This is a genomic window from Nocardia sp. NPDC046473, assembly GCF_040645995.1.
Lineage (GTDB): Bacteria > Actinomycetota > Actinomycetes > Mycobacteriales > Mycobacteriaceae > Nocardia.
Genome location: NZ_JBEYZJ010000001.1, coordinates 224,610 through 237,883, shown reverse-complemented (window position 1 = coordinate 237,883; position 13,274 = coordinate 224,610). Strand labels below are relative to the sequence as shown.

14 protein-coding genes are annotated in these 13,274 nt (G+C 68.1%); 9 read left to right on the top strand and 5 right to left on the bottom strand.

The window, feature by feature from the left end:
- Window positions 1–804 precede the first annotated feature (804 nt).
- The 5 genes from ABZ942_RS01170 to ABZ942_RS01150 all read right to left on the bottom strand — a co-directional run bounded on the left by ABZ942_RS01170 (window position 805) and on the right by ABZ942_RS01150 (window position 5,308).
- Complete coding sequence (locus ABZ942_RS01170; RefSeq protein ID WP_357377800.1) at window positions 805–1,569, bottom strand: 3-oxoacyl-ACP reductase; 765 nt, start codon at window positions 1,567–1,569, stop codon at window positions 805–807.
- Between the two features lie 59 nt (window positions 1,570–1,628).
- Window positions 1,629–2,990 (bottom strand): aldehyde dehydrogenase family protein, encoded by a 1,362-nt coding sequence (locus ABZ942_RS01165; protein ID WP_357377798.1) that lies wholly within the window; start codon window positions 2,988–2,990, stop codon window positions 1,629–1,631.
- A complete protein-coding gene (locus tag ABZ942_RS01160) occupies window positions 2,987–3,751 on the bottom strand; it encodes a gamma-glutamyl-gamma-aminobutyrate hydrolase family protein (RefSeq protein WP_357377796.1) in 765 nt (254 codons plus the stop codon). Before ABZ942_RS01160 ends, ABZ942_RS01165 begins: the two co-directional genes overlap by 4 nt.
- On the bottom strand, window positions 3,732–5,096 hold the full coding sequence (locus tag ABZ942_RS01155) for a glutamine synthetase family protein (protein ID WP_357377794.1): 1,365 nt from the start codon (window positions 5,094–5,096) through the stop codon (window positions 3,732–3,734). The genes ABZ942_RS01160 and ABZ942_RS01155 overlap by 20 nt, the downstream gene beginning before the upstream one ends.
- 74 nt (window positions 5,097–5,170) lie before the next feature.
- A complete protein-coding gene (locus ABZ942_RS01150) occupies window positions 5,171–5,308 on the bottom strand; it encodes a hypothetical protein (RefSeq protein WP_357377792.1) in 138 nt (45 codons plus the stop codon).
- A gap of 499 nt (window positions 5,309–5,807) precedes the next feature.
- Here ABZ942_RS01150 and ABZ942_RS01145 point away from each other — a divergent pair, with 499 nt between their 5' ends.
- The 9 genes from ABZ942_RS01145 to ABZ942_RS01105 all read left to right on the top strand — a co-directional run bounded on the left by ABZ942_RS01145 (window position 5,808) and on the right by ABZ942_RS01105 (window position 13,223).
- Complete coding sequence (locus tag ABZ942_RS01145; protein ID WP_357377790.1) at window positions 5,808–6,206, top strand: TOBE domain-containing protein; 399 nt, start codon at window positions 5,808–5,810, stop codon at window positions 6,204–6,206.
- Window positions 6,207–6,217: 11 nt separating this feature from the next.
- Window positions 6,218–6,997, top strand: a complete 780-nt coding sequence (gene modA, locus ABZ942_RS01140) for a molybdate ABC transporter substrate-binding protein (protein ID WP_357377788.1) — start codon at window positions 6,218–6,220, stop codon at window positions 6,995–6,997.
- A complete protein-coding gene (modB, locus tag ABZ942_RS01135; protein WP_357379313.1) occupies window positions 6,997–7,806 on the top strand; it encodes a molybdate ABC transporter permease subunit in 810 nt (269 codons plus the stop codon). The genes modA and modB overlap by 1 nt, the downstream gene beginning before the upstream one ends.
- Window positions 7,803–8,852, top strand: a complete 1,050-nt coding sequence (locus tag ABZ942_RS01130; RefSeq protein ID WP_357377786.1) for an ABC transporter ATP-binding protein — start codon at window positions 7,803–7,805, stop codon at window positions 8,850–8,852. Before modB ends, ABZ942_RS01130 begins: the two co-directional genes overlap by 4 nt.
- A 137-nt stretch (window positions 8,853–8,989) precedes the next feature.
- Window positions 8,990–9,844: a hypothetical protein gene (locus ABZ942_RS01125; protein ID WP_357377784.1), complete on the top strand. Its 855-nt coding sequence runs from the start codon at window positions 8,990–8,992 to the stop codon at window positions 9,842–9,844.
- A 28-nt stretch (window positions 9,845–9,872) separates the two neighbouring features.
- Complete coding sequence (locus ABZ942_RS01120) at window positions 9,873–10,097, top strand: hypothetical protein (protein ID WP_357377782.1); 225 nt, start codon at window positions 9,873–9,875, stop codon at window positions 10,095–10,097.
- 159 nt (window positions 10,098–10,256) lie between these two features.
- Window positions 10,257–11,426: an acetyl-CoA C-acyltransferase gene (locus ABZ942_RS01115; protein WP_357377780.1), complete on the top strand. Its 1,170-nt coding sequence runs from the start codon at window positions 10,257–10,259 to the stop codon at window positions 11,424–11,426.
- A 40-nt stretch (window positions 11,427–11,466) separates the two neighbouring features.
- Entirely contained in the window at window positions 11,467–12,486 is a 1,020-nt protein-coding gene (locus ABZ942_RS01110; protein WP_357377778.1) for a phosphotransferase family protein, read from the top strand.
- On the top strand, window positions 12,483–13,223 hold the full coding sequence (locus tag ABZ942_RS01105; protein ID WP_357377775.1) for an SDR family oxidoreductase: 741 nt from the start codon (window positions 12,483–12,485) through the stop codon (window positions 13,221–13,223). The genes ABZ942_RS01110 and ABZ942_RS01105 overlap by 4 nt, the downstream gene beginning before the upstream one ends.
- Window positions 13,224–13,274: the final 51 nt, after the last annotated feature.

Sequence of the window (13,274 nt, the reverse complement as noted above, 5' to 3'; positions counted from 1 at the left end):
TTTTGGTGCCTGTGGTGCGGGCGATGGCGGCGATCGGCGCGGCGGGGCGCGCGCCCCCCCCCCCCCCGGGCCGACCCGACAGCGAACCAGATGACATCTCCGGGGCCGTGCCCGAATCCGTCGACGGCATTGCCCCAGCAAGGCGGGCGGTTTTCCGCATTGCGCTGAGCTGCTGGCTGTTGAGCGTTTGAATAAACAGGCACTCATGTACCACTTCGAGACGAGAAGGGGCTACACATGAAGATCTTGCTAGGAACCGCGGCCGCCGCAGGGCTGACCGCGTCACTGCTGCTCACCGGCGTCGCCGCGGCGAACCAACCGGGGCCGGCACCGGCGGCACCCGCACCCGCCGCACCGGCACCCGCAGCACCCGCACCCGCGCCAGCCGCACCGGCACCTGCGGCGCCACAGGGCGCGGCCCCGCAAGGTGCGGCCCCGCAAGGCGCAGCCCCGCAAGGCGCAGCCCCGCAAGCTGGCGCGGCCCCACAAGGTGCAGCTCCCCAAGGCGGCACGGCCCGACAGGGCGGCGCGGGCACAGGCACACCGCAAGGCGGCACGGGCGCTGGTGGTGGCCTGACGAATAACCTAAGGGACTTCACGGATCAAATGGGCAGGCTTCGGGACCTACTGGACAACCAGACTCCCTCCGCGCCGCCCCCCGCAGCTCCGCCCGCAGCTCCTCCAGCGGCGCCCTAGAGCTTCAGCATCTAGGTCGACCCGCGACGAAGGATCCTGCGGCCCGGCCATAGCGAACTCCCGCAACTTTCCTCAGGAAAGGTTGCGGGAGTTCACTTTTGGGCAGTACTACAGCGGCGTCACGTAGGCGCCGGAGATGCCGCCGTCCACCAGGAACTGGGATGCCGTGATGAACGAGGCGTCGTCACTGGCGAGAAACGCTACGGCGGCGGCGATTTCCTCGGGTTCGGCGAAGCGGCCGGTCGGGATGTGCACCAGTCGGCGCGCGGCGCGCTCCGGGTCCTTGGCGAACAGTTCCTGCAGCAGCGGTGTGTTCACCGGTCCGGGGCAGAGCGCGTTGACGCGGATCCCGTTGCGGGCGAACTGAACTCCGAGCTCGCGGCTCATCGCGAGCACACCACCCTTGGAGGCGGTGTAGGAGATCTGCGAGGTGGCCGCGCCCATGACCGCGACGAACGAGGCGGTGTTGATGACCGATCCCTTGCCGCGTTCCAGCATGTGCCCGATGGCGTATTTGCTGCACAGGTACACCGAGGTCAGGTTGACCTCCTGGACCCGTTTCCAGGCGTCGAGGCCGGTGGTGAGGATCGAATCGTCTTCCGGCGGTGAGATTCCCGCGTTGTTGAAGGCGATGTCGAGACCACCGTAGGTATCGACCGCGGTCTGGAACAGTGCTTCGACCTGCGCCTCATCGGTCACGTCGACCTTGACGTACAAGCCGCCGACCTCGGTGGCCGCCGCTGCGCCGGTGGTGGCATCGATGTCGGCGACGACGACCTTCGCCCCCTCGGCGGCGAAGCGGCGGACTGTGGCGAGGCCGATGCCGCTCCCGCCGCCGGTAACGACGGCGACTCGATCCTGTAAGCGCTGCAAGGTATCTCCTGTCGAGGGACGGTAGGCCGACGGAGTCGGCCGGGGTGGGTGAGTTCAGTTCATTCGGTGGCGATGAAGACGTTCTTGGTTTCGGTGAACGCGAGCGCGGCGTCGGGGCCGAGTTCACGGCCGAGCCCGGACTGCTTGAAGCCGCCGAACGGCGTCCAATACCGCACGGAGGAGTGCGAATTCACCGAAAGGTTGCCTGCCTCGACGGCGCGGGAAACCCGCAGCGCGCGGCCGACATCGTTGGTCCAGATCGAGCCGGACAGCCCGTACTCGGTGTCGTTGGCGATCCGGATGGCGTCGGCCTCGTCCTCGAACGGAAGCACCGCGACCACCGGGCCGAACACCTCCTCGGTCAACACCCGATCGGTCGGCGAGTCCGGCAGCACAACCGTTGGCGGATACCAGAATCCGGGCCCGTCGGGCCGCTCACCGGTGAACGCGACCTTCGTCGACGGCTCGATGAACGCGGCGACTCGCTCGCGATGGGCTGCCGAAATGAGCGGTCCCATCTCGGTGGACTCCTGCGCGGGATCACCGACCTTCAGCCCGCGAACAGCAGGCTCCAGCAGCTCCAAGAACTTGTCGAAAACACTGCGCTGCACCAGGATTCGCGACCGCGCACAGCAATCCTGGCCGGCATTGTCGAACACGCCGTAGGGCGCGGTCGCCGCCGCCCGCTCCAGATCCGCATCGGCGAACACGATGTTCGCGCTCTTGCCGCCGAGCTCCAGCGTCACCCGCTTCACCTGCTGCGCGCAACCGGCCATGATCTGGGTGCCCACCTCGGTGGACCCGGTGAACACCACCTTGCGTACCGCGGGATGGGTCACGAACCGCTGCCCGACCACCGAACCCTTGCCGGGCAGGACCTGAAAGACGTGCTCCGGCAAGCCCGCTTCGAGCGCGAGCTCGCCGAGCCGGATCGCGGTCAACGGCGTCAGTTCCGCGGGCTTGAGCACGACCGTGTTCCCGGCCGCCAGCGCGGGTCCGAAGCCCCAGGCCGCGATCGGCATCGGGAAGTTCCACGGCACGATCACCCCGACCACGCCGAGCGGTTCGTGGAAGGTGATGTCCACACCGCCCGCCACCGGAATCTGGTTGCCGAGCAACCGTTCTGGGATACCGGCCGCGTAATGCAGCACATCCCGGACGTTGCCCGCCTCCCAGCGCGCATTGCCGATGGTGTGCCCGGAGTTGGTGACCTCCAGCTGGGCCAGCCGTTCCAGATCCGCGTCGACGGCTTCGGCGAACCGGCGCAGCAGCCGGGCCCGATCACCGGGCGCCACCTCGCGCCATCCGAGCGCAGCCCGCTTGGCCCGCTCGATCGCGGCGTCGGTCTCGGCCGCGCCGACCAGTTCGACCCGCGCCACGACCTGCTCGGTCGCCGGGTTGACCACCTGCGCTGTCGTCACGAATTCCGCTCCCTTCGATAGTCTTCGGCCGCCACGACCAGTGCCCTGATCAACCGGCGGTCGACCGCATCCACCTCCGGATGCCATTGCACGCCCACGAGAAACGGGCCGTCCGCCGTTTCCGCCGCCTCGATGGTGCCGTCCGCCGCGTGCGCGGTCGCCACCAATTCCGCGGCGAGCACGTCGATCGCCTGATGATGGTGGCAGTTGGCCTTCACCTGTGGACCCGCGATCGCGGCGACCTTGCTGCCCGCGACCGTCACCGCCTCGGTCGCGGTGAACCCGCCGACGGTGCCCGAATGCTCGGCATGCCCGACGGCATCCGGCAGATGTTGCAGCAGCGTCCCGCCCAGCGCGACGTTCACCACCTGCAAGCCGCGGCACACCGCGAGCACCGGCAATTCCGCGGCCCGCGCCAGCGCGAACAACTCGAACTCGGACTCGTCCCGATCGGGCCGGGTGTAGGTGTGCTCGTGCTCCTGGGCGCCGTAGCGCGACGGCGACACGTCCGCGCCGCCGGTCAGCACCAGCCCGTCCAGCCGCGCCACCAGTTCCGGCCGGGCCACCCCGACCGGCGGCAACAGCACCGGAATGCCACCCGCCTCCACCACCATCTGGACGTAGCTGGCGGGCAGCACCGCGCTGTCGACGTGCCACGAGCCGAAACGAGCGGGCTCCAGGTAGGTCGGCAGGCCGATCACGGGACGCGGCCCGGTGTGCACAACTCCAGCGGGTAAAGCCTCAGAGTCGTTCGAATCCACGAATTCGCTCCCAGTCGGTGACGGCCGCGTCGAAGGCGTCCAGTTCGACCTTCGCCGCGTTGCGGTAGTGCTCCACTACATCATCACCGAACGCGGTCCGCGCCACCTTGCTGTCCCCGAAGAGCTGCGCGGCCTCGCGCAGCGTGCGCGGCACCCGCGGCCGCTCCGATCGATAGGCATTGCCCTTGAACTCCGGCTCCAGCGGCAGCCGATGCTCGATGCCGTGCAGCCCGGCCGCGATGGCGGCGGCCACCGCGAGATAGGGGTTCACGTCGCCGCCGGGCACCCGGTTCTCCAGCCGCAGCGACTGTCCGTGCCCGACCACGCGCAGCGCGCAGGTCCGGTTGTCCCGGCCCCAGGCGACGGCGGTCGGCGCGAAGCTGCCCGGCACGAATCGCTTGTAGGAGTTGATGTTCGGCGCGAGCAGATAGGTGAACTCGCGCAGGCAGTCCAGCTGGCCCGCGACGAAATGCCGCATCAGCGGCGAGAACCCGTTGGCCTCCTCGCCCGCAAGCACGGCCTCGCCGGATTCGCCGCGCAGGCTGATATGAATGTGGCACGAGTTGCCCTCGCGCTCATTATATTTCGCCATGAAGGACAGACTGCGCCCCTCCTGGGCGGCGATTTCCTTCGCGCCGGTCTTGTAGATGCTGTGGTTGTCGCAGGTGGTCAGCGCCTCGTCGAAGCGGAAGGTGATCTCGTGCTGACCGGGGTTGCACTCCCCCTTGGCCGACTCGACATACATTCCCGCGCCGTCCATTTCGGTGCGGATGCGGCGCAGCAGCGGTTCGATGCGCCCGGTGCCGAGCAGCGAGTAGTCGACGTTGTACTGATTGGCCGGGCGCAGATCGCGATAGCCCGAAGACCACGCCGCCTCGTAACTGTCGTCGAACACCAGGAATTCGAGTTCCGTCCCGACGAACGCGCGCAGCCCGCGTTCGGCCAGCCGGTCCAGTTGTGCGCGCAGCACCTGCCGCGGCGACACCCCGACCGGCTCGCCCTCCGGCGATGCTTTCTCCACATCGCACAGCACCAGCGCGGTGCCCGGCCACCACGGCACTTGCCGCAGTGTGTTCAGGTCCGGCCGGAGCACGAAGTCCCCGTAACCGGTGTCCCAGGACGAGATCGCATACCCGTCGACCGTCGCCATGTCCACGTCGACGGCGAGCAGATAGTTGCACGCCTCGGTCGCGTGCCGCACCACCTCATCCAGGAAATACTGTGCCGCGCAACGCTTCCCCTGCAACCGACCCTGCATGTCGGTCATCGCGACCAACACCGTATCGATCTCCCCGACCGCGACCAGTTCCCGCAACCGCGCCAGACTCAACATCCCGCTACGCATCCACAGCCCCTCTCGGCACCAATCGTGCCCACGCTAGAGCAAAACCCGGACATTTGTGATCGGACACACAAACTTCAGCGCGGAAGTCCGGGATGGGCAGTGGTTTCGGTGAGTGCCGAGGCGGTCGCGTAAGTAGCGAGCGTGCACACCGGCTGCGGTGTGGCGGCCAGTGCCCGGCGGCCGACGCGGAGGGCGCGGCGCCGCCGGGGCACGGGGTCGATCAGATGACGTGCCAGGCCTGCAACAGGTAGGTGATGTTGGCGGCAATGGACGTCACGACGTTCGCGAGATTCAACGCTGACGAACCCAGATCGATAATCGGCACCGAAATTCCTCCATCAGATGGGACTGCGAAATCCCCTCCAATGTAATGATCGCGGGCGATGTCCGGGCCGTTCGATCAGCCGAATCGACACGACATGATTCGTAGACAAGTCGCGAAATGATATGTCCGACAGGGATTTCAGTTTCCTCCGAAGAACTCGGCCGATAGTTCGGTCCGTGGCCGTTGTGAGACAGTTCACCGGAAATTCCGCCACAGCAACCACAGCAGGCACATACCGGAGGAATCGGTCGCGGTACCCCGGCGCGACCCGCCCGGCGTCGAGCGGACCGCGCAGTCCGGGCGGACGGCTTCCGCCAGGCAGGGGCCCGGCACGCCGCCCGCGTTTGCCCCTTGCATTCCGCAGATGCGGCAATAAACTACGGATCGTGTCGGATTTGCGGATCAGTGAAGTGGCGGTGCTCGCGGGCGTCAGCGACGACACCGTGCGACGGTGGATCGATCAGGGCAAGCTCACCGCGATCCAGCTCGGCAACGGACGCAAGGGCGTGCGCGGCCGGGAACTGGCCGAATTCCTGCAGGCCACCGCGGAGACCCCGCAGCCGGGCGTCACCGTGGCCGCGTCCGCCCGCAATCGGATGCGCGGCATCGTCACGCGGGTGGTCAAGGACACGGTGATGGCGCAGGTCGAGATGCAGGCCGGACCGTTCCGTCTGGTCTCGCTGCTGAGCCGGGAGTCGGTCGACGAGCTCGGGCTCGAGGTCGGCAGCGTCGCGGTGGCATCGGTCAAGTCGACACATGTCGTAGTCGAGATTCCGGAAAGTTGATGAGGTCGAAAATGATTCGTTCGCTGAGCGTCGCCGCCGTGGCCGGCGTGGCCGCGCTGACCCTGGTCGGCTGCGGCTCCGACGACAAGGCGGCGCCCGCGGCCACCGACCAGGTCGGCGGCACGGTCACCGTGTTCGCGGCGGCCTCGCTGACCGAGACCTTCACCGAGCTCGGCAAGCAGTTCGAGGCCGCGCACCCCGGCGTCAAGGTGGTCTACAGCTTCGGCGCCAGTTCGGCGCTGGCCGAGCAGATCAATCAGGGCGCCCCGGCCGACGTCTTCGCCTCGGCGGCGCCGAAGAACATGCAGCAGGTGCAGGACAAGGGCGAGGTGACCGGCGCGCCGTTCACCTTCGTGCGCAACCGGCTGGAGATCGCGGTGCCCAAGGGCAACCCCGGCCACATCACCGGCCTGGCCGACTTCGGCAAGACCGAGCCGAAAATCGCGCTGTGCGCCGAGCAGGTCCCGTGCGGCGCCGCCGCCAAGACGGTGTTCGACGTCGCCGGCGTCAACCCGCAGCCAGATACCCGCGAGGCCGACGTGAAGGCGGTGCTGACGAAGGTCAAGCTCGGCGAGGTCGACGCCGCCCTCGTGTACCGGACCGACGTGCTGTCCGCGGGTGCACAGGTGGAGGGCATCGACTTCCCCGAGGCGTCCAAAGCGATCAACGACTACCCGGTCGCGCCGCTGGCGCACGCGCCGAATTCGGCCGCGGCCGCGGCGTTCGTCGACTTCGTGAAGTCCGATCAGGCGAAGACGGTGTTCACCAAGGCGGGATTCGACGCCCCGTGATGCGGGTGCCGCGGCGACGGGCCGCCCAGGGACGGCGACCGCTCGTTCTGGTGCTGCCCGCGTTGTGCGCACTGGCGTTTCTGCTCGTTCCGCTGGTAGGGCTGCTGTGGCGGGCGCCGTGGCGCGGCCTGCCGGGACGGCTGTTCAACGCCGAAGTCGGTCAGGCCCTGCGGCTTTCGCTGGAATGCGCGAGCCTGGCGACGCTGCTGTGCCTGGTGTTCGGGGTGCCGTTGGCGTGGCTGCTCGCGCGCGGCGAGGTGCCCGGACGCGGGGTGCTGCGGGCGCTGGTCACCGTGCCGCTGGTGCTGCCGCCCGTCGTCGGCGGTGTCGCGCTCTTGCTCGTGCTCGGCAGGCGCGGACTGTTCGGGCGTTATCTGTACGAATGGTTCGGTGTCTCACTGCCTTTCACAACGGCGGGCGTGGTTGTCGCGGAAGCGTTTGTGGCGATGCCGTTTCTGGTGATCTCGGTGGAAGGCGCACTGCGGGCGGCGGATCCGCGTTTCGAGGAGGCGGCGGCGACGCTGGGCGCGTCGCGGTGGCTGACCTTCCGGCGGGTGACGCTGCCCTCGGTGCTGCCCGGCGTCGTCGCGGGCGGGGTGCTGTGCTGGGCGCGGGCGCTCGGCGAATTCGGCGCCACCATCACGTTCGCGGGCAACTTTCCCGGGAAGACGACCACCATGCCGCTTGCGGTCTATCTGGCGCTGGAAGCGGATCCGGAGGACGCGATCGTGCTCAGCCTGGTGCTGCTCACGGTGTCGGTCGCCGTGCTCGTCGCGTTGCGCGAGCGGTGGATTCGAGGCGCGGTATGACCGTTGACGCCGAATTGCGGGTCACCCGAGGACAATTCGAGCTCGACCTCCCATTGTCCGTGGCACCGGGTGAAGTCGTCGCGCTACTCGGCCCCAACGGGGCAGGCAAGACCACCGCGCTGCGGACGCTGGCCGGGCTCACGCCGCTGACCGACGGTGCGCTGCGGGTCGGCGAAAAGACCTGGGACGCACCACCGAAGGTGTTCGTGCCCGCCGAGCGGCGCGAGGTCGGCGTCGTCTTCCAGGACTACCTGCTGTTCGGCCACCTGAGCGCGCTCGACAACGTCGCGTTCGGCCTGCGCGCTCGCGGTCAACGCCGCACCGCCGCTCGAGCGCAAGCCGCCGAGTGGCTGGACCGCGTCGGCCTCGCCGAACACCAGCACGCCAAACCGCGGGCCCTGTCCGGTGGTCAGGCCCAACGCGTCGCCCTGGCCCGCGCCCTCGCCACCGACCCCGCGCTGCTGCTGCTCGACGAACCCCTGGCCGCCCTCGACGCGAGCACCCGGCTGCGCGTGCGTTCCGACCTCGCCCACCACCTCGCCGACTACTCCGGCCACACCGTGCTGGTCACCCACGATCCGCTCGACGCCATGGTGCTGGCCGACCGCCTCGTCATCCTCGAAAACGGCGTCGTCGTCCAGGAAGGTTCCCCGAGCGATGTAGCGCACCGCCCCCGCTCCGACTACGTCGCAAACCTGGTGGGCCTCAATCTCTATCGCGGCACCGCCGACGGCACCACCGTCGAACTCGACACCGGCGGCACCCTCACCACCGCCGAACCCGGCACCGGCGCGGTACACATCGCCTTCGCCCCCACCGCCGTCAGCCTGCACCCCGACCACCCCACCGGCAGCCAACGCAACGCCTGGCCGGTCACCATCGCCGGCATCGAACAACACGCTCACACCATCCGCCTCCGCCTCGACGGCACCCCATCCGTCCTCGCCGACGTCACCCCCGCCACGGTCGCCGACCTCCGCCTCCGCCCAGGCCTGAAACTGTGGGCCGCAGTGAAAGCCACTGAAACACACACCTATCCGGCGTAATTCGCGCTCCGGCGCACGACGACCGGCACCTACCGTCGGCCGCCGAAATAAACTGTGTGCGAAGCTAATCGGCGTGTCACAGCCGCGACGGCCTGCGCCACAAAAACCTGTCGGTAGCCCGTGACAATCTTCCCGCCATGCCGAGCATCCGCCACGAAGCCCCTCTCGAATTGCTGCGCCACAACCCCCTTTTGGCTGCCGCACTTCTAGTGGGTACCGGCATCCAACTACCCGTCGAAGCGACCGCCGCAGTCAGCGACAGCAACCTCACCACCTGCAACCCACCCGAATTCCGTGCCGACGCCGTGACGCTGCTACGTGGCATCGACGGCAGCAGGCTCGCCGTCATCACCGAATCCCAGTCGGCCGCACCGAAACCCCGCAAACGCAGGGCCTGGCCCGCGTATGTGGCAGTAGCCCAATCCCAGCACAACTGCGATGCCGTCCTGGTCGTCATCGCCGCGAGTCGAGCCACCGCCCGCGCCTGCCGCCGCACCATCCACACCGGCCACCCCGGATTCAGCCTCGCGCCCATCGTCATCGGCCCGCACAACACCCCCGATCCGACGAACCCGGCATTCGCGAGCGTCGCCCCCGAACTCACCGTCCTCGCCGCCCTCACCCACGCCCTCGACCTGACCGAGGACACCAACCGCCGCATGGTCCTCGACAAACTCGCCACCCTCGATCGCGAGACCCGCACCACTTACACTCGATTTGTCCAGCACGCCGCCACGAACGCGGCCAGAAAAGCCCTGGAGGAGCTCATGGCCAGCCCTACCTACCGAGACGATTTCGTCGACGGGTTGCTCGAGCAAGGGCGAGCAGAAGGCGAGGCAAGGTCGCTCTTGCGCGTCCTTACCGCACGCGGATTCGCGGTCCCGGACCATCTCCGAACGCACATCCTGTCGTCTGCGGATACCGCACAGCTCGAAGCCTGGATGGACAAGGCTGTCGTCGCCGATTCGCTGGATGCAATCTTCGACAACTAGGCGAGCATCGACAAGTCCGGAGGAGCTCATGGCCAGCAATACTTACCGAGACGATTTCGTCGACGGGTTGCTCGAGCAAGGCGAGGCTCGCGGCGAGGCGAAGATGCTGGTACGCGCCCTTGCCGCACGCGGATTCGCAGTCTCGGACGAACTCCGCGCACAAATCCTGTCTTCCTCGGATACCAAACAGCTCGAAGCCTGGATGGACAAAGCTGTCGTCGCCGATTCGCTGGACGCGATCTTCGACCACTAACCGAGCCGGATTCGACGTCCAGATAGGTCAGTGCCGGACCCGTGTTCAAAGGCCGGACGGGTCGCCTCCTGATGGACGGCGGGTTCCCGTGCCGTCAGGAGGCGAATCCGTGTTAACTTAGACGAGAATCGCAACTAACTTAGCTGATCGGAGAGGGCTATGAGGTCCGCCGTCATCGTTGATGTCGTTCGTACCCCGTCGGGCAAGGGGAAGGCTGGGGGTGGGTTGTCGGGGGTGCATCCGGCGACCTTGCTGGCCGGGGTGTTGGCGGAGTTGGTGGCGCGCAACGGGCTGGATCCGGCGTTGGTCGATGATGTGGTCGGCGGGTGTGTGACGCAGAGTGGGGAGCAAGCATTCAACATCAGTCGGACGGCGGCGCTGGCCGCGGGGTTTCCGGAGTCGGTGCCTGCTACGACGGTGGATCGGCAGTGTGGATCGAGTCAGCAGGCGGCGCATTTCGCGGCGCAGGGGGTGATCTCGGGCGCGTATGACGTCGCGATCGCCTGCGGAGTGGAGTCGATGAGCCGGGCGCCGATGTTCTCCAATGCGCAGGGTAAGGATCCGAATCAGGGGCCGCTGACCCATCGGTATCCGGAAGGGCTTGTGCAGCAAGGGATTGCGGCGGAGGTGATCAGTGCGCGGTGGAAGTTCGATCGGGCGGCGCTCGACGAGTTCGCCGCCCGCTCGCATCGGCGGGCGGCGGCGACGGCCGCGGCGGGCGGGTTCGCGAACGAGTTGGTTGCCGCGGGCACCTTGACCGCGGACGAGACGATCCGCCCGGCCACGACCGCCGAGGGGCTGGCTGGGCTGAAGCCCGCGTTCGTGGATGAACAGTTCACCGAACGGTTTCCGGAGATCGAATGGTTGATCACGCCAGGCAACTCCTCACCGCTCACCGACGGGGCGTCGGCCGCGCTGATCATGAGCGAGGAGTCGGCGAACAAGCTGGGCCTGCGTCCGCGCGCCCGGTTCCACTCGTTCTCGGTGGTCGGCGACGATCCGCTGCTCATGCTCACGGCCGTCATTCCGGCCACGCGCAAGGTCCTGGAACGCGCCGGGCTGAGCATCGACGACATCGACGCCTATGAGGTGAACGAGGCGTTCGCGCCGGTCCCACTGCTGTGGCAGCACGAGCTCGGCGCGGATCCGGCCAAGCTGAACCCGCGCGGCGGTGCGATCGCCCTCGGTCACCCACTCGGCGCCTCCGGCACCCGTATCCTGGCCACCATGGTCAACCATCTCGAGCAGACCGGCGGCCGCTACGCCCTGCAAACCATGTGTGAGGCAGGCGGATTGGCGAACGCCACCATTATCGAGCGCCTCGGATGACGCCCGCTGTCAGGCGACGGCCCCTGGGCAAGGCGAACCGATGACGGCGGCCCTGGCCGGCCTCGATCTGCCCGCGCTGCAACGGTATTTCGAGGCCCACGTGCCGCAGACCGCCGGACCGCTCACCGCTTCGCTACTGAAAGGCGGCAAGTCCAACCTCACCTACCGCCTGAACGACGGAACGAACGACTGGGTGCTGCGCCGCCCACCGCTCGGCCCGCTCACCCCGACCGCGCACGACATGGCCCGCGAATACCGCATCGTCGCGGCCCTGCAGGACACGAATGTCCCTGTCGCACAGGCGATCGCGTTGTGTGAAGACATCGCGGTGATCGGCGTGCCGTTCGCGGTGGTTTCCTTCGTGGACGGCCACGTCCTCCAGGACGGTGATCAGACCGCCGCACTCGGCACCGACCAGGCTCGCGCCTGCTCGGAAGCCCTGATCGACACCCTGGCCGCATTGCACGCGGTGGACTACACCGCCGTCGGTCTCGCCGAATTCGGCCGTCCCGCCGGCTATCTCGCCCGCCAGGTCAAACGCTGGCGTGGCCAGTGGGACCGGGTCGCCACCCGCGAACTCGACGCCCTCGACCGGCTCACCGACGCACTGCGCACCGCACTGCCGGAACAGGCGGCCGAAACCATCGTGCACGGCGACTACCGCCTGGACAATACGATCGTCGACCGCAACGACTTCGGCGCGATCGCCGCCGTGGTCGACTGGGAGATGGCCACTCTCGGCGACCCGCTCGCCGATCTCGGACTGCTCCAGGTCTATTGGGACGCCCGCTGCGAGCCGGTGCTCGGCGTCCGGCACGCCCCGAGCGCCAACCCCGGCTTCCTGTCCGCCGACGAGATCGCCGAACGCTACGCCACCGCAACGGGTTACCCGCTCGAGCACCTCCCCTTCTACCGCGCCCTCGGCTACTTCAAGCTGGCGGTCATCGCGGAGGGTATTCACCAACGCTTCCTCGCGGGCAAGACGGTAGGCGACGGCTTCGCCACCATCGGCGCGGCCGTGCCGCTGCTGCTCGACGCCGGACTGGAGATGCTCGGATGACCGTGCGCAGCGCCCTGGTGACCGGCGGCTCCCGCGGCATCGGCGCCGAGGTGGCCCGCCGCCTGGCCGGCGAGGGGTACCAGCTGACCATCGCGGCCAGGAACAAGGACGTGCTCACCGACACCGCGACCCGGCTGCACGACGAGACCGGCGTCGAGGTGAATCCCGTTGTCGCCCAGATGAACGACCTCGACCAGGTGCGCGCGCTGGTCCAAGCGCACGCCGACCGCTTCGACGGCCTGCACGCCCTGGTTCTCAGCGCGGGCACCGGCACCGCGGGCACCATCGCCGACATGCCGGTGAAAACCTACGAACGCATGCTCGACGTCAACTTCCGCGCACCGATCACCCTCATCCAGGCCGCACTTCCGCTGCTACGCAAGAGCGCACAGGACGAACCGCACCGTGGCGCGAAAATCATTGCCCTGGCCTCCATCACGGGTGTCGCGGGCGAAGCGGGTCTGGCCGCGTACGGCGCGACCAAGGCCGCACTGATCTCGCTCTGCGAAACCCTCTCGCTGGAGGAGTCGGCCAACGGCGTCAGCGCGACCGCCATCTCCCCCGGCTACGTCGACACCGATATGACCGCGTGGAAACGCGACGTCCTCGATCAGTCGGCCATGCTGACCACCGGCGACATCGCCGAGATGGTCCTCGCGATCACCCGGCTCTCCCGCAACGCGGTGGTGCCGAACATCGTCCTCTCCCGCGCGGGAGACCAACTCTGGCGGGCCTAGCCCCCGACCACGTGATTTGAGCCTCAGCCGCCCATCTGGACCTGGCCCGGA

What these genes read in the sequence shown, in the direction of transcription:
- ABZ942_RS01120 (WP_357377782.1), top strand. Translation starts at nt 9,873, where the DNA reads ATGGCCAGCAATACTTACCGAGACGATTTCGTCGACGGGTTGCTCGAG.
- ABZ942_RS01110 (WP_357377778.1), top strand. Translation starts at nt 11,467, where the DNA reads ATGACGGCGGCCCTGGCCGGCCTCGATCTGCCCGCGCTGCAACGGTAT.
- modA (WP_357377788.1), top strand. Translation starts at nt 6,218, where the DNA reads ATGATTCGTTCGCTGAGCGTCGCCGCCGTGGCCGGCGTGGCCGCGCTG.
- ABZ942_RS01105 (WP_357377775.1), top strand. Translation starts at nt 12,483, where the DNA reads ATGACCGTGCGCAGCGCCCTGGTGACCGGCGGCTCCCGCGGCATCGGC.
- ABZ942_RS01155 (WP_357377794.1), bottom strand. Translation starts at nt 5,096, where the DNA reads ATGCGTAGCGGGATGTTGAGTCTGGCGCGGTTGCGGGAACTGGTCGCG.
- modB (WP_357379313.1), top strand. Translation starts at nt 6,997, where the DNA reads ATGCGGGTGCCGCGGCGACGGGCCGCCCAGGGACGGCGACCGCTCGTT.
- ABZ942_RS01130 (WP_357377786.1), top strand. Translation starts at nt 7,803, where the DNA reads ATGACCGTTGACGCCGAATTGCGGGTCACCCGAGGACAATTCGAGCTC.
- ABZ942_RS01125 (WP_357377784.1), top strand. Translation starts at nt 8,990, where the DNA reads ATGCCGAGCATCCGCCACGAAGCCCCTCTCGAATTGCTGCGCCACAAC.
- ABZ942_RS01115 (WP_357377780.1), top strand. Translation starts at nt 10,257, where the DNA reads ATGAGGTCCGCCGTCATCGTTGATGTCGTTCGTACCCCGTCGGGCAAG.